The 16,071-nt window shown below is 56.3% G+C and carries 12 protein-coding genes, 1 pseudogene and 1 riboswitch; of the genes and pseudogenes, 1 reads left to right on the top strand and 12 read right to left on the bottom strand.

What is annotated here, in order from left to right; translation table 11 throughout:
- Positions 1 to 15 precede the first annotated feature (15 nt).
- Entirely contained in the window at positions 16 to 933 is a 918-nt protein-coding gene (gene metA, locus KDC22_RS08950) for a homoserine O-acetyltransferase MetA (RefSeq protein ID WP_211722776.1), read from the bottom strand.
- A gap of 118 nt (positions 934 to 1,051) precedes the next feature.
- A riboswitch (SAM riboswitch) is annotated at positions 1,052 to 1,184 on the bottom strand.
- 424 nt (positions 1,185 to 1,608) lie between these two features.
- Here metA and corA point away from each other — a divergent pair.
- Positions 1,609 to 2,544, top strand: coding sequence for a magnesium/cobalt transporter CorA (corA, locus tag KDC22_RS08945; protein ID WP_173138211.1), 936 nt, complete (start codon positions 1,609 to 1,611; stop codon positions 2,542 to 2,544).
- A 197-nt stretch (positions 2,545 to 2,741) separates the two neighbouring features.
- Here the strand turns inward: corA and KDC22_RS08940 are convergent, their stop codons facing one another.
- The 11 genes and pseudogenes from KDC22_RS08940 to KDC22_RS33990 form a co-directional block, all read right to left on the bottom strand.
- A complete protein-coding gene (locus KDC22_RS08940) occupies positions 2,742 to 3,752 on the bottom strand; it encodes an HRDC domain-containing protein (protein ID WP_211722775.1) in 1,011 nt (336 codons plus the stop codon).
- 204 nt (positions 3,753 to 3,956) lie between these two features.
- Entirely contained in the window at positions 3,957 to 4,838 is an 882-nt protein-coding gene (locus tag KDC22_RS08935; RefSeq protein WP_281424970.1) for an ROK family protein, read from the bottom strand.
- Positions 4,839 to 5,479: 641 nt separating this feature from the next.
- Positions 5,480 to 7,162, bottom strand: a complete 1,683-nt coding sequence (locus KDC22_RS08930; RefSeq protein ID WP_246553413.1) for a cobyrinic acid a,c-diamide synthase CobB — start codon at positions 7,160 to 7,162, stop codon at positions 5,480 to 5,482.
- Positions 7,162 to 8,316: a cobalt-precorrin 5A hydrolase gene (locus KDC22_RS08925; RefSeq protein WP_211722774.1), complete on the bottom strand. Its 1,155-nt coding sequence runs from the start codon at positions 8,314 to 8,316 to the stop codon at positions 7,162 to 7,164. The genes KDC22_RS08930 and KDC22_RS08925 overlap by 1 nt, the downstream gene beginning before the upstream one ends.
- Positions 8,309 to 9,103: a precorrin-4 C(11)-methyltransferase gene (cobM, locus tag KDC22_RS08920; protein WP_211723957.1), complete on the bottom strand. Its 795-nt coding sequence runs from the start codon at positions 9,101 to 9,103 to the stop codon at positions 8,309 to 8,311. Before cobM ends, KDC22_RS08925 begins: the two co-directional genes overlap by 8 nt.
- 5 nt (positions 9,104 to 9,108) lie before the next feature.
- On the bottom strand, positions 9,109 to 9,984 hold the full coding sequence (gene cobI, locus KDC22_RS08915; protein WP_425517008.1) for a precorrin-2 C(20)-methyltransferase: 876 nt from the start codon (positions 9,982 to 9,984) through the stop codon (positions 9,109 to 9,111).
- A 145-nt stretch (positions 9,985 to 10,129) separates the two neighbouring features.
- Positions 10,130 to 11,353: a precorrin-6y C5,15-methyltransferase (decarboxylating) subunit CbiE gene (gene cbiE / locus KDC22_RS08910; protein WP_211722773.1), complete on the bottom strand. Its 1,224-nt coding sequence runs from the start codon at positions 11,351 to 11,353 to the stop codon at positions 10,130 to 10,132.
- Complete coding sequence (locus KDC22_RS08905; protein ID WP_211723956.1) at positions 11,346 to 12,470, bottom strand: cobalt-precorrin-5B (C(1))-methyltransferase; 1,125 nt, start codon at positions 12,468 to 12,470, stop codon at positions 11,346 to 11,348. The genes cbiE and KDC22_RS08905 overlap by 8 nt, the downstream gene beginning before the upstream one ends.
- Before the next feature lie 782 nt (positions 12,471 to 13,252).
- Entirely contained in the window at positions 13,253 to 13,927 is a 675-nt protein-coding gene (locus tag KDC22_RS08900) for a precorrin-8X methylmutase (RefSeq protein ID WP_211722772.1), read from the bottom strand.
- A gap of 2 nt (positions 13,928 to 13,929) precedes the next feature.
- Positions 13,930 to 14,724: a precorrin-6A reductase gene (gene cobK, locus KDC22_RS08895; protein ID WP_211722771.1), complete on the bottom strand. Its 795-nt coding sequence runs from the start codon at positions 14,722 to 14,724 to the stop codon at positions 13,930 to 13,932.
- Positions 14,721 to 16,013, bottom strand: a pseudogene (locus tag KDC22_RS33990) (sirohydrochlorin chelatase); the annotation flags it as partial. The pseudogene KDC22_RS33990 and the gene cobK, both read right to left, overlap by 4 nt.
- Positions 16,014 to 16,071 lie beyond the last annotated feature (58 nt).

Raw genomic sequence — 16,071 nt, 5'->3', positions numbered from 1 at the left:
TATAACTTTTAACTTTTAGATAAATGCCCCGATATCGTAAGGAGTCTCTTGGTATACATAGTAATTGAGCCAATTAGCGAATAATAAGTTGGCATGGGCGCGCCAGACAGCCGGCGGTGTACGGGTTGGATCATCCTTTGGATAATAGTGCTTCGGCAGCTGCACTTCCATCCCCTTGGCGATATCCCGGTCATACTCCCATTTCAGCGAGAACGGATCGTATTCCGAATGTCCGGTGACAAAAATCTGCTTCCCGTCATGAGTGGCTACCAGGTAGACCCCGGCCTCCTCGGACTCGGCCAGAATCTGCAGCTCAGGATTCTGCTCTATATCTTCACGGGAGACGTCGGTATGACGGGAATGCGGAACATGGAACACTTCATCGAAGCCGCGCAGCAGCTTGACATTATTATGGTTCAGCGTATGCGGAAACACTCCAAAGCATTTGTCCGGCAGGCTCACCTTACGTACGCCAAAGTGATGATACAGCCCTGCCTGCGCAGCCCAACAGATGTGCATCGTCGAGGTCACATTCTGTTTGCTCCACTCCATAATCACTTTCAGCTCTTCCCAGTAGTTCACATCCTCGAATTCCAGCTGTTCTACGGGAGCGCCGGTTATGATCAGGCCGTCAAAACGGCGGTCGCTGATCTCATCGAAGGTCTTATAAAAGCTCTTCAGATGCTCAGCCGATGTATTTTTCGAGGTATGGGAGCTGGGATGCAGCAGAACCACATCCACCTGAAGCGGGGAATTCCCGATAAGGCGCAGCAGCTGTGTCTCTGTAGTTTCTTTCGTTGGCATCAGATTCAGGATGGCGATCCTGAGGGGACGGATATCCTGATGAAAGGCCTGGCTTTCATCCATTACGAATATATTCTCACCGGATAATACTTCCTTGGCCGGCAGGCTGTCGGGAATTTTGATAGGCATTGCTGTATCCACTCCTTAACTGAAATTGGGTTCCGCTTAGGCGGTTGAGCTTGTTGCAGGGTAGCGAAAAAAGACCTTTCCCGGGCGAGAAAGGTCATATAATTCAGTCATATGCGCCCTCTCATCTGCCAGAGAACTTCCGCCGGACGCATAACGTCCCTGCAAAGCTTCCGCAAGATTTAGCACCGTGCGTTCACACGCCGGTTGCCGGGTTTCATCGGGCTAGTCCCTCCACCTGCTCTTGATAAGATTTAGCTGTATTCAATTGGATGTACCACAGCATCCGTAGATGCTTTTTCTTAAATTTCACTTTAAATCATGAACCTCCTTTTCGTCAAGTCCATACAATGCTTAAGGAGCCTTGAGATTGAAAAGAATTTCTCTTGTAAGAGGCATACCCCGGCGTTATACTAGACAAGTGTTTCAAACCCAAAACGGCGAAAAGAAGAGGTGAGAGAAGAATGGAAGGCGACCCGGGCTCGCGAATATGCGTGCAGAACGAACAACCACACAGGATTAACATCAGCTTGCCGGCGGCGGGAGCCCTTATTCTTCATGCTCTCGGACCGTCTTTTGGCCTTCATCCATGATTGTACCACCGGCCAAGCTGATTTTTTCCGTGTGCTGAAATTAGCATACCCCCGGAGAAGACCGGGGAGTGAAGGAGTGAATCAGATGAAAATCCGGCTGGTGAATGCAGGGGTTTTTACGCCTATTGACAATATTGAAGAAACTTTAACCGCCCCTGCCGAGGGGTTCTACTGGATTGATGCAGATGTGGAGGACCTTGTAGAGCTTCAGCCTATATACGGGCTGCATGATCTGGCTGTGGAAGACTGTCTCAGTGAAGAGGATCAGCGTCCGAAGCTGGAGATTTATGAGAGCCATTATTTTATCGTAGTGAACAGTATCCGGTTCGATGATGAGGAAATCTTCCTCCGTGCGCTCAACGTGTTCCTGGGCAGACATTTCATTATTACCGTTACGAAGCAGAAGATCCATGAGCTGCGTGTCCTGAAGCCCGCACTGTGGGAGCAGGAGGTCAGTACACCTGACCGCTTCCTGTATCTGCTGATCGACCTCGTTGTCGACAACTTCTTCTCGGTCGGTGACCGGATTGAAGCGCGGATTGAGAAGCTGGAAGAAGACATCCTCATGCATACCAAGAAAACGCATCTGAGCGAGATCATTGGTCTGCGCAGTGAGATTCTCTGGCTGAAGAAGATGCTCGGCCCGCAGAAGGAAGTTATCAACACGCTGAATAAGAAGGATCTTCGCCTGATCGACGATCAATTGCAGAAGTATTTCAGTGACATCTACGAAAATGCGGTCAAGATCTCTGAAACGTTTGAAACGTACCGCGATCTCATGGGCAACTTACGCGAAGCTTATCAATCCAGTATTGCGAACCGCGCCAATGAAATCATGCGTGTATTTACGGCAATTACCACCATATTCATGCCGCTGACCGTGATTACCGGAATCTACGGCATGAACTTTGACAATATCCCGGAGATCCACACCGAGTACGGCTACTATGGCGTCATTGCCGTTATGGTAACCCTCGGCTGCGGAATGCTTGTGATCTTCCGCAAGAAGGATTGGCTATGAAGGACGGCGGACGAATATGCAGGACGAAGGCACCGTATACCTTAGGGTTTCGGAAGCCTTCGTCTTTTTGGTATGTCGCCCTTTACAAGAATAGCAAAGCCGTTTCCACTTGTGTCGCCTGTATGTACCTACCGCTGCACAAGCCGGGAATTCAGATCCTCCTGACCTCTCCGCCGCATTCGGATACTCACTAGCAGCTAAGTTGCCATTCCCAGGGTAGCTGGCTGCTCCCGCCGGATGCGGAGTCGGATCAGCCGCAGGCGTTCGTAATACAGATCCAGGCCGTCAGCAGGTGCGAAATCCTCCCCATACACTTTGTAGAGGACAGGCTTCAGGAAGTTGTCGCCGATCAGCTCATAGGCTGTCCATATATTGTTCTGTTCTTCAGAGGTCACTTCACTGAGTTCAAAGGCAATGAGCTTCTCGGCGGAATAGCCGTCCTTCTCCAGCTCTTCCACCACCTCAAGCACTTCACGGCGGGACACTCCGCTAAGCGCTGTGAGCTGCTCCATTCCCTGCCCTTCTTCAATCCCCTGGAGCAGAACACGGCGCAGTCTCAGCCGCTCTAATTGCTTCTTGTACTTAAGCTCCTTCTGCTTATAATGCCAGGACACAAAGCTCTCTTCATCAATCGTATGATTCACCCAGCTTAACGGAAAGTCATGCTCGCGTTCTACAGCCGAGGTAATGCTTAGCCAGTCGGCGCCATACTGCGAAGCTTTGCCTTCACCCACCCCCGGAAGCTGCAGCAGCTCCTCCGGTGTACGGGGGAGAAATGCACTGATCATACGCAGCAGACGGTTGCTGGCCAGAATATAAGGTGCCTTCCGTTCGCTGGAGGCCTTCCCCCTGCGCCAGGAGCACAGCTCCTCAAAGACCGCTTCATTCCCGTAATGCTCGCTGTAATACTGCAGCTTAAGCTGCTCCTGGCTGCGGCCGCTGAGATTATCCTCCTCATGAAATACACCGTCAATTAGCGGGCGGTAGCCATCCCCCATCTTCACTGCAAGCTCATGCCGGTATACACACAGCATCTCATTCCACGACCCGCCTTCATACCACAGGCTGTCGCCCGTCTCCTGTTCGCCGGAGAAGTCACGCCAGCCCAGACGCCACAGCCCTTCCTCTTCTCCAATCCATAGCTGGGCAAAAACCTCCTGGTCCACTCCTGATATTCTGGACAAACGGTTCATAAATACAATCTGCATATGAATCCCTACCTTCGTCGTCTTACAGTATGCATAAAGATAAGAACTCTTTATAGCATTGAGCATATAAATTCTTATCTTGGCACAAAAAAAAGCACCTCTCCCACGAAATTCGTGAAAGAGGTGCTTCCTCTTAAATGCTATACTGTTAAAACCTAGGATACCATATATTACGTAACAGTCAATGTCTTTTTAACAGAATGCCTACTTCCGGTCCAAAGCCAGCCTAGCCAGACCCAGCGCGCCGGACAGACCCGCGTTGTCCCCAAGCTGCGGAGGAACAATATAACTGCCAATCGCCTCATTGAGTGCCGGATGCTGTACATATCCGCCGAGCAATTCCTGCAGCTTAGTGTGGATCATCGGGAAAAGCTGACTCTGCTTCATCACGCCGCCGCCCATAACGATCTTCTGCGGCGAGAGGATCAGCACATAGTTCATCAGGGCATGGGCCAGATAGTGGGCCTCCATCGCCCAGGCCGGATGGTCCGCAGGCAGCTCACCCGCCGGCTTGCCCCAGCGTTTGCCGATAGCCGGACCGGCTGCCAGGCCTTCCAGGCAGTCCCCGTGATAAGGACAGAAGCCTTCGTAGTGGTCCTCGGGATGACGACGGACCAGAATATGGCCCATCTCCGGATGGGACAGCCCATGGATCAGCTTCCCGCCAACGACTGCGCCAGCGCCGATCCCGGTGCCCACAGTGATGTACAGACAGCTATCCAGCCCTTGAGCTGCTCCCCAGGTGTACTCGCCCAGAGCTGCCCCGTTCACATCCGTATCGAAACCGATGGGTACCTGGAAATGCTCCTCAACGGCTCCCACCAGATTATATCCGCCCCAGTGGGGTTTCGGTGTGGTAGTAATATATCCATAGGTAGGGCTGCCAATAACCGGGTCAATCGGTCCGAACGAACCGATGCCGATGGCTTCCACTTCTTTGCCCGCAAAATAATTGATCACCTGGCCCATTGTTTCTTGAGGGGTCTCCGTCGGAAAACTCACCCGGTCGATAATCGTCCCGTCCTCATTCCCGATTCCGCATACAAACTTTGTTCCTCCTGCTTCAATCGCTCCCAACAATTTCACTGCAGCGTTCTCCCTTCTCCATACACATCATTAGGTGACAGCTTCCGGAATTTGCAATTCCTCAGCATATAATACCAACTATTCCCCTTGAAAAAAGACAAGCCGGTCGCCGGCCAGCGGGATAATAAAGCGTTCTCTCGCTCCTATTATACGTGGCTCACCGATGTATGACAAGCGGTTGACATATAGGGAAGCTACTTGGGTAAATGCAGGCATTGTTGCAGAAAATGCAAGAATTGTTCCACTAATCGGCTTGCTTCGAAGTGAAATGCTGCCTTATGTACAACACTCCCCGTTCAGGGGGCCATATGATGTGGGGAATGTTGTATTTCGTGCAGGATTTGTGTTGAGTTCAGTTACTGCTGAGTTAGCTGCTATATAGATTGAACTTGTAAGTTTTATGAACTGGGTTTGCCGTGACTCCAGAGAATGTTTGGCCCTCCGGCCGCTGTTGTCACCCGATTTCTTTAATTCAAGCCGCTAATCACGGTAGAAATCCGGTGACAAAGCGGACGCTACCGCTCCTACAGTGCCAAAATTCCCCTACGCCACTTTTCCCTGTCTGTATATTTTCAAGTTCAATCTATACAGTGAGTTAGCTGTCACTAGTTCAATTTCTGCTGCGCTTCCGGTTTGGAACTCTAGATCTGCTGCAACTTGGCCAGCTTCTCCTCCCGGTAAGTCCGGCAGGCTGCTACAAGCCGCTCCGCTGCCGGGAAATACGAAGCCAGATGAATATGCGCATAAGCAGCCATGATGTTCCCGCTGATGTATCCCTCAGGCTGGCTGCCCCCTCTGCCTTTGCTCTCGTAGGCATAGGTCCGGGCCTCGCCGTCAGGATAGCTCATGACGGAATAATGGAATTCATGGCCGCGCAGACGCTCACCCCGATTGAGCAGGAGGCAATCGTGAAGTGCTGTTACTTCACGATACCCTAGTGCCGCCCGGCGCTCCTGCATCCCGGTATGTGCCGGAATGATTCCGGCCATCTCATGTACCGCGCCGGAGCGGTCAGTCAAACTGCGGGCCAGAACCATATAGCCGCCGCATTCCGCATATAGCGGCATTCCGGCGGCTGCAGCGGACCTGAGCCCGCTCAGGAAGAGCGAATTCGCGGCAATCTCTGCCGCGAATTCCTCCGGGAACCCGCCCCCGATATAGATGCCGTCAGCTTCCGGCGGAATCCCCTTGCCACTGAGCGGGCTGAAGTGAACCAGCCGGGCACCGGCACGGGCGAGCAGCTCCAGATTGTCGGCGTAATAGAAATTGAACGCCGCATCCCGGGCAACGGCGATAACCGGGGAAGGCTGCGCAAGGCCTTCTGTCTCCTCAAGTGCTGTCAGCGCACCCGGAGAAGAAAGGTCGCCCTCCTTATTCCCCTCCTCCGCCAGGGGAGACCTCTGTGAGGCTTCACCAGAGGTCAAAGTGGAGTTGAGCGTAGCCGCTGCCTCCAGCGGAACCTGCATAGCCGGTGCGGCAGCGGCTAGCTCCAGCAGCCGCTCCAGATCCGAGCCTTGCGCCAGTACATCGGCGGCATGGTCGAACAAGGGCTCCAGCTCCCCGCGCTCCACAGCGGGCAGCAGGCCCAGATGCCGTTCCGGGATGTCCAGGCCGCTGTCGCGGGGCAGCCAACCGATCACGGGGATATCGCAGGCTGCCTCAATGGCAGCCTTAACCATCCGGTAGTGACCCTCGCTGCCGCAGCGGTTCACTATAACGGCTGCAATCCGCACCTGCGGCTCCAGCTGCCGGAAGCCCAGCACAATAGCCGCAGCACTGCGTCCCATGCTGCGGACATCCACCACAAGCAGGACCGGACTGTCCGTCAGGATGGCGATTTCCGCCGTCGATCCGGTGAGCGCAGTGTCCTCTTTGCCGTCATACAGCCCCATCACACCTTCAATTACGGAGATATCCGCCTCCGCCGAGGAGCGCAGGAAATACTCCTGCAGATAGGCGCTTGAAGTCATCCAGGAATCCAGGTTACGGGAAGCACGGCCCGTGACTGCACTGTGATACGCGGGATCAATATAATCGGGACCGCATTTGAAGCCCTGGACCTTCAGGCCCCGCCGGGCAAAAGCGCGCATCAGACCCAGCGTGACCGTTGTTTTGCCGGAGCCGCTGCCTGTGCCTGCGATTACGAAGCGGGGACGCTCCTGCGGCTGCCGGAAGGTCGCCTCAGCCCCAGTCCCAACCTCAGCCTCATACCTCTCACTCCTGCAGCTACTAATCTTCATTTCACTCCTGCGGCTATTAAGCTTCATTTCACCCTTCAGTTTATTTCCCGTCTCATGTTTCACTTCATTGCTGCACCCGTCCATCAGACGCTCCCCTCCATCTCTTCAGAATAGACAACCCGGGCTACAGCGATGGTTACGTTGCCGCTTTTGAGCTTAGGCTGCAGGAGGGTAGGCGCACCTGAAGACAGCAGTGCAGCAGGTTCACAGACACCGTAAGCACCCGTTGCCCTGAACACCACCTCGGAAGGACTGTCCAGCTCTACTGTATTCAATTGCTCTGGCGTGTATAAAACCAGGTCCCAGCTGTACTTGGCACACAGGGCCAGCAGCCCGGCTTCATCGCCCTTGATCCCAGCTGTAGCTACATTCCGCACACTGTTGAATGACAGCCTAAGCTTATTTAACGTATGCCGCACCACGGCTTCCAGCTCTTCCGCACTCGTCCCGCGGTTGCAGCCGAGTCCAAGCACCAGACTGCGCGGGCGGTACACTACTGTGCATTCCGCAGGGACTGCTATGTCCTGCTTTTCACCCTGATTTTCACCCGGCACTTCCCCCGGTCCTTCCGCCAGCCTGTCGCTTACAAAGATCGCTGCGCTGAAGCTAAGTCCGCTTTCCTGGAGCTCTGCTCTGCTTGCGAATAAGCGGACATGCCCCGGCAGCTCTGCTCCGGGAGGCAGCCAGCTGCGCTCCCCGCTCTCCTGGACCAGAGCTACCGCTTCCCCGTTAACGAGCGCGGCGCTTACCGCTTTCATGGGAATGAAGCTGTCCGCACGCCAGCCATACTCCCGGCCCAGCAGGTCCACAGCGAAGGTGCCCTGCACATCCGAGGCTGTGGTGATCACCGGATGGCTGCCGAGCAGTTCGGCAATCTGCAGGGTCAGCCGGTTGGCTCCCCCAAGATGGCCGGAGAGCATACTGATCACATGTTCACCGCGCTCGTCGATGACGATGACCGCCGGGTCCGTTCTTTTATCCCGCAGCAGCGGAGCCGTCAGCCGGACAGCCGCCCCCAGCGAGAAGAACAGAATAATCCCCTCATAATCCCCGAATAGCTTAAGGAGCAATGCTTGAACCGGTCCGTCAAAAACCGTGATCTCACCGCTCCGCCCCTCCAGCCCGCCACTATACTTGGCATAGACAAAGACTTCCGTCTCGTCCAGCCGCGCCCCCAGCTTCAGGGCCAGCCTTATTCCGCTGCGTGTAATCGCAACTGCCGCATACCGCTTACTCACCGGAGCCGATTCCTTCCCGGCAGCCGTGGGTGAATGTCTTGTCGTACAGCTTGGAGCGGTGCGTGTCACGGTCCGTCAGCCCCGGGTCCAGCGCCCAGCCGGCCAGGATCATGGCATGCATGGTGATGCCGGCATCCCGCAGGTCCGCCTCCAGCTTCTCGACCGTTGTCCGCAGAATCTGCTGATCCGGCCAAGTCGCCCGCTTCACCACAGCCACCGGTGTCTCGGGGCTCCAGCCGGCGGCCAGAAATTCCCCGCTCACATGCCCGGCCAATGAAGCGCTAAGAAAAAGCGCCACCGTACAGTGATGCTCCGCCAGCTTGCGCAGCTGCTCGCGCTCCGGCACCGGTGTGCGTCCTTCCGCACGGGTCAGGATCACCGTCTGCGTCAGCTCCGGCACGGTCAGCTCTGCGCCCAGCGCCGCAGCAGAAGCAAATACCGAGCTTACGCCCGGCACGATCTCATAGCGGACGCCGCTCAGCTTCAGCAGCGACATCTGTTCCAGAATCGCACCGTACATGGCAGGGTCGCCGGTGTGCACGCGGGCTACGCTTTTACCGGACTGCACGGCTGCCGTCATCAGCTCCACCTGTTGCTCCAGATCCATACCCGAGCTTTGGAGCACCTGAGCACCGGGCTTGGCACTACGGATCAGCTCCTCGCTGACCAGTGAGTCGGCGTAGAGCACCAGATCTGCCGAGCGAAGAATTCTGCTTCCTTTTACCGTGATCAGCTCGGGGTCGCCCGGTCCGGCACCTACGATATATACCTTCGGCTCCAGCACCATATCCGTCATTTGCTCACCACCATCAGACTTAAGTACTCCACTTCCTTGCCCCGCAGATCCCGCGCATCCCGCCAGACCGTTTCATAGGGGGAGGTTACCTTGGTGACCACCGAAGCCCGGCCGGACAAGCCCAGCTCATCCAGCACATCCAGCACCAGATCCAGCACCTTAGCCACCTTCAGGAACACCACCGTATCGTGATGCAGCAGCGCTTCTCTAAGCGCCTCCTTATCAGCCGTGGCCGGGATAATTCCCACCCGCTGATTGCCATCCGCCAAGGGCTGCTCCAGCGCAGCCGCCGCGCCCAGCACCGAAGAAATTCCCGGAACCGACACAACCGGCACACCGGGATGCAGCTCCTGCATCAGCCGGGCCAGATGAATGAACGTACTATAGAGATTAGGATCACCCTCTGTCACAAAAGCCACATCCCGGCCCTGCCTCAGCTCCGCCCAGCACAGCTCCACTGTGCGGGTCCAGCCGCTGGCCAGCAGCTCGGGATCTTTCGTCATCGGAAAGACCAGGCCGAGCATTATTTTATCCTGCGGATTAACATGCATTCCGATGATTTCGTAGGCGTAGGATTTACCGCCCTTGGTGGTGGCCGGATAAGCAATCACCGGACATTCCCGCAGCAGACGGCAAGCCTTGAGCGTGATAAGCTCGGGATCACCGGGGCCGACCCCAACACCGTATAACGTCCCTATAGCCCGGGGCGTCAGTCTCTCCTCCAGCTTCAGCTCTTCTTCATCCAAGGTGCCGAGCAGCTCACTTGCCGCCTGCATCGCCGCTTCTGCCCACTGCGTTCCGGCAGCAGCCTCCCCGGATACTTCCTGTCCGTCCGCAGCCTGCTGGCGCGGCTCCATTACATCGCTCTTCATTGCGGGTTCCTCCCTCGTTTCTGTTCCTTCAGGTTCCTTGTATCTGATCTGCCGCCGTCCTCGTCCGGACAACTCTCCAGTAATCTTCTGCTACTACGAATGATTCGGTGCTGAAGCTGCATGTCCTGCGGCTCACGCTTGCGGATCAGTCCTTACGGCCGCAGACCACATAGACGGGATTCATTCCGTCAAAACGGGTCATGCCGAGAATCGGCTTGCCGCGCGACGCCTGGAGCATAGTGACCTCGCAGGCAAGCCCGGCTGACTTCAGGGCCTCCATGCTGCCATGCAGCGTCTCCACCGTGATCGCTCCCACCACAATCCGGCCCCCGGGCCGCAGCCTTGCGGCACTCTGCGCAATAATATTCGCCAGCTCCCCGCCGCTACCGCCGATGAAGACAGCATCCGGGTCAGGCAGAGCCGCTAATCCCTGCGGTGCCTTGTCCTGAATGATCTGGAAATCCGCCCGGAATTTCAAGCGGTTCGCTGCCATATTCGGCAGATTCTCCGCACTTTTCTCCAAAGCGTAGACCTTCCCGAGCCGGGCAATCCGTGCACATTCCGCCGCTACCGCTCCCGAGCCGGAGCCGATATCCCACACCACCGCATTCTCGCTCAGGTTCAGCTCCGACAGCACCAGCGCACGGACCTCACGCTTCGTAATCAGGCCTTTCTCCGGCTTGCGCTGCTGGAATTCCCCGTCCGGGTAAGCAAACCCGCGCCGCACCGGGGCAGAGATGCCCTGCTGTATACGCAAAATCACGACATTCAGTGCAGCGAACTCACTGGTCTCCATCTCCTCCAGCGTCCAGAACCGGCAAATTTCCTCAGCCCCTCCGAGCCGCTCGCAGACAAAAGCCTCATATTCCGTCATCCCGAACTCCCGCAAATAAGCGGCAATGACCGCAGGTGTGTTGTTCTCATCGGTCAGCAGTGCGATTTTGTGCTTGCCGTCTATGCGCTGGGCCAGTCCCTGAATGGGGCGCCCATGCAGACTGATCAGCTCGGCATCCTGCCAGCTGTCCCCCAGCCGGGCGAACGCAAGCTGCACGCTGCTGTAGTGGGGAATCACCTCCACATGCTCCGGCCCGAACCTGCGGACAAGATAACCGGCAATGCCAAAAAAGAACGGATCCCCCGAGGCCAGCACCACCGTCCGCCGCTCGCGCCATACCTCCTCCAGCTTGTCTGTGAAGGGCTTCAGCCCGCCTTGCAGAACGATTTTCTCACCACTGTACCTGCCGAAAAAATTCAACTGCCGCTCCCCGCCGAGCAGCACCTCACTGTTGTTCACTATGCTTAAGCTATCCGGGGTCAGACCGCCGGCGCCATCCTCACCGATCCCGATCACGTAAATCAGGTTATCCATGAATCTCCGCCCTTCCCAGCACTCGGCCCTTCATTGTAATCAGCACCATTTCCACAATCATGCCTCCGTTCATGTGTTTCAGACTCTGTTCACAGGCATGATGGCACAGCAGCTCGAAAAAAGCGGAATTCCCCGCCTCCGTCATCATATCCACTACCTGTGAGGCTGTGTTGGCGGCAGCAATCTCCTGCACCTGCTCACCGGACGCTCCCGCAACAGCTGCAACGGACGCCAGAAATCCGAAGTCTACGGGCGCGTTTTTGGAGTGGATCAGCATGGCCCCCTGTGCGACCTTGGAGAATTTGCCGGCCATCCCGACGAAGGTGACCTTGCTGAGCCCGTAAGCCTTGGCATGCTCCAGCGAGAAGCCCACATATTCCCCCATCTGGATAAAAGCTTCCTCCGGAAGCTCCACAAACATAGCGATAGCGTATTTCTCACTGCTCCCGCCTGTAGTCAGAACCACCTGCCGGTTCCCCGCCGCAGCCGCAACCGAGATGGCCTGCACCACACTTGCCTTATAGGCTTCGGTGGAGAACGGCGTAACCACGCCACGGGTGCCCAGGATGGAAATACCGCCGAGGATGCCCAGCCGGGGATTAAGGGTCCTAAGGGCGATAGCCTCGCCTTCCGGCACGCTGATGACTACGCGCAGCCCCCGCGCAGCACCATGCTCCTCCAGTACGGCGGCTACGGCCTCCTGAATCATCCGCCGCGGCACCGGATTAATCGCCGCTTCTCCGACGGCCACCGGCAGGCCCGGCTTCGTCACCCGGCCCACTCCACGGCTTCCGTCGATCTCCACCCCCGGCCGGTCCAGCCAGCTCACCGCTGCCTCAATCCAGGCCAGATGTGTCGCATCCGGATCATCTCCGGCATCCTTAACCGTTGCACAGCTTGCCGTGTGAGTTCCTGTACACTGCCACCCGGTCAGCTCAAAGGTATGACGGAAGCCGGCCGGCAAATCAATCTCAACAGCAGGGAGGCGCTCCCCTGTAATGAGCAGGAGGGCTGCGCCTTTGGCTGCTGCGGCGGCACAGGCACCTGTCGTGTACCCTCTGCGCAGCGGCGGAGCAGGGGGTGCCTGCCCGGATTCCAGGACGGCGGCTTGCTCCATCTGCTTAGCTGCCTGCTCGTATCCGGGCTCGGCGGCTCGCTCCGTCTGCTTAGCTGCCTGCCCGAATCCGGGCTCGGCGGCTTGCTCCGCCTGTGTAGCTACCTGCTCGAATCCGGGCTCGGCGGCTTGCTCCGCCTGCTCGGCACCAGCCTTCATCCCCCCTTCGGTCCTGTTCTGCCTGGCGGGATGATGTGGTCTCTCTTTGGTCATGGCAATCCCTCTTTGCTGATGATATAAGAATGAATCTGCACAATCTGATAATAACTGAAGCATACGCTCTGAGCGTTCACCCTTGGCAGGCAACCTTCTCTCACTCTCCATTAACCAAATATTGTTAAAATCATTACCAGGAGCCAGTTCACGCCCCATTATCGGGCCAATCTATTAAATTTGCGTGTTTTCACAATGTCTGATTTACAAGCCGATGGGGAAATCTAGTTCTACTGCACTTTATACACTAGTTGAACCCAATATCCGCCGAATAATTGGATCTGCTGCACTACGTACATTAGAATTTGGAGAGGGAGGTGTTTTAAAGCCTAATTCCAGAAATCAAGTGTACGAACTGCAACAGAATCGGATTTCCCGCATAAAACTTCGAATTCTATTGCAGTAAATACAATTAGTGAGTCAACTAATCTATATCTAGCTACAGCTAAGCTAATACGTACAGTCGCTTTATCCTGATTCTTTGGAGAAATGCCCGATTTACCCGGTAATCCACCAGTTCAGCAATCCAACATCTGTTACTACGCTAATACTCCTCCTGCTATACGCCAGCCTTACACCAGCTCGCCCGCAGCCCGGCGGACCGCAAGCAGACTTAGAGCGTTGACCGCAGCAACCACGATGGTACTTCCGCCTTTGCGGCCGATATTGGTAATGTAGGGGATGTAGGGGATGTCCAGCTTGCGCAGCTCCTCTTTGGATTCCGCCGCCGAGACGAAGCCAACCGGCATACCGATGACAAGACCCGGCTGTGCTTTGCCCTCTTTTACCAGACGGATCAGCTCAAGCAAGGCAGTCGGCGCATTGCCGATGACATAGATTCCTCCCGGTGCTTGTGCACAGGCCTTACGCGTGGCGATAATCGCCCGGGTCGTTCCCAGCGCATTGGCCTCCTCCATCACATCAGGATCGGAGATATGCACTCTAACCTCGCCGCCGTACCGCTGAATCCGTTCCTTGGCAATACCCGCCTCCACCATCCGCACATCCGCTATAATCGGCTTCCCCTGCAGAATGGCGTTAATCCCGGCCTCAATCGCCCGTGGGTGAAAAACAAGGCTGCGCCCCAGCTCAAAATCAGCCGAAGCATGAATGATCCGCTGTACAATCGGGTACTCGAGGCTGCTGAAGGAATGTTCCCCAAGCTCCGCCGTTATCATCTGAAAGCTCAGACCTTCTATTTCCTGCGGCTGTACTGTCACCGGCTTGAAATCCGTACCGAAATCCACATTCATCCCTCTTCCCTTGTCATTAGAAGCGCAGTCTTCACGGCAGCTGTAATCTCGTCAAAAGAATCAAATACCTTCCCGCTGTCTCCAAAGCACACTCCCGGCCGCATAATCAGAATCACATACAAACCCATATCCAGCGCGGCATACAGCTTCTCATCCACCGAGCCTTCGGCCCCGCTCTCCTTGGTAATCATCACCTGCGTACCGTACTGCCGATAGAGCGCTTCGTTCATTTCTCTGCTAAAAGGGCCCTGAAGCGCTATAATATTCCGCTGCTCAATGCCAAGCCTCAGGCACTTCTCCAGATTCTCCAGACAAGGCAGCAGCCTGACCGTCAGCCGGATATCCGGATCTCCCAGCAGCTCCTCTGCAAAAACCCCCAGGGTCTTGCCGCCGGTGGTCAGCATAATGGAGCCCTTCAGCTCCTTGGCCTTGTGCGCAGCCTCTTCATAGGAATGCACTAGAATCAGCCGGGGATGGCTGTCATAGATAAGACTCTGCCGCTCGTAGCGGAAGTACGGCAAGCCCGCCTCAGCAGCGGCTCCCCTAGCATTGGCATGGGCTTCCAGCGCAAAAGGATGACTGCCATCGACCACGGCACGATACCCGCCACCTTGAAGGAGCGAGATCATGGCTGCCTTATCCAGCCTGCCGACCCGGGTGCGGATCGCTGCGTCCTCCAGACGTTCAGCCGCACTGGGCGTCACGACACTGGCCTGTAGCTCCAGGCCTTGGCGCGACAGGTTCAGCGCCAGCTCCCGGGCGTCGCTGGTACCGCATAACATGAAGATCATCGCGGCTGGCGAAGCCCCGGGCTGTCCGCCGGAGCCGCCGTCTCCGTTACATCATGCCGCCCATGATGCCCGTGACCATGATCCCCGTGACCGTGATGTTCGTGCCCGTGATGTTCGTGCCCGTGATGTTCGTGCCCATGCCCATGATCTCCGTGCCCATGATCCCCTTGCTCCCCATGGCTATGGTGCTCATGCTCTCCATAGCTGTGATGCCCGTGCTCCTCATGACTGTGATGCCCGTGACCATGTCCGTGATCTCCGTGCCCATGATCCCCTTGCTCCCCATGGCTATGGTGCTCATGCTCCCCATAGCTGTGGTGCCCGTGCTCCTCATGACTGTGATGCCCATGCCCGTGATGCCCGTGCCCGTGATGCCCATGCCCGTCATGCCCGTGATCCCCGTGCCCGTGATGTCCGTGCCCATGCCCATCCTCACCGTGGTGATGGTGGTGATGGAGCGAAGCTTCATCGCGGAACTTGCAGTTATCGCAATTGCTGAAGGACCGTCCCTCCAGCGTCTCGTCGATCCGTTCTGCCAGCATATCAACAAGCAGCGGATGTGCGCCCAGCGTGCCGCCAATCTCCACTTCAAGCTCGGGATGCTCTGCTGCAAACTGCGAGACCCGCTCTGCAAACTGCTTCATCAGCACTCCGGTGAACAGCAGATAGGGGATAACTATAATCTTGCGCGCTCCCAGCGCAAGGCAGCGTTCGAGTCCATCCGGCAGCGATGGCTTAGCAATGGCAATGAAGCAGCTCTCCACGCTGCGGTAGCCGGTTCTCTCCCAGAGCATTCTGCTCAGCTTATAGAGATCGCTGTTGGCATCCGGGTCACTTCCCCCGCGTCCCATCAGCAGCACGATGGTATCCTTATTCTCTATTGTGGATGGACTTTTCCCGTGCAGGTGCAGGTCCAGGCCCATTCCGCCAGCCGTCTTCTCCTGCACCAATGGAAGCGACAGCGTATCTGCTTCCCGAATCCGCTCCAGCAATATATCTACAGCACGGTCCTGTACTCCAAGCGGACGCCCGTAGATGAACTCCACACCGGGATACTTCAGCTTGGCCTCGTCAATCGCCATCGGAATGTCCAGCTTGGAATGACCTGCCGCGAATAAAATAATCGGTACAATATATATCTGCTTCGCACCGCTCTCCACACATCTGGCAATCCCGCCAGCTATGGAAGGTGAGGCCAACTCTATGAAGCAGGTCTCAACCTTAAGCTCCGGCCTGCGCGCCGCAAGCAGACGGGTGAACTCCAGCAGCTCATCATTTCCCGCTTGAATCCGGCTTCCGTGTCCGACCAGCAGTACAGTTCTCATCGTTTGCGCTCCTTCTAAGCTG

This window comes from Paenibacillus tritici (assembly GCF_018207515.1).
Lineage (GTDB): Bacteria > Bacillota > Bacilli > Paenibacillales > Paenibacillaceae > Paenibacillus_AQ > Paenibacillus_AQ tritici.
Note: the sequence above shows the minus strand (reverse complement) of the source record. Positions and strands in the feature narration are given on the sequence as shown.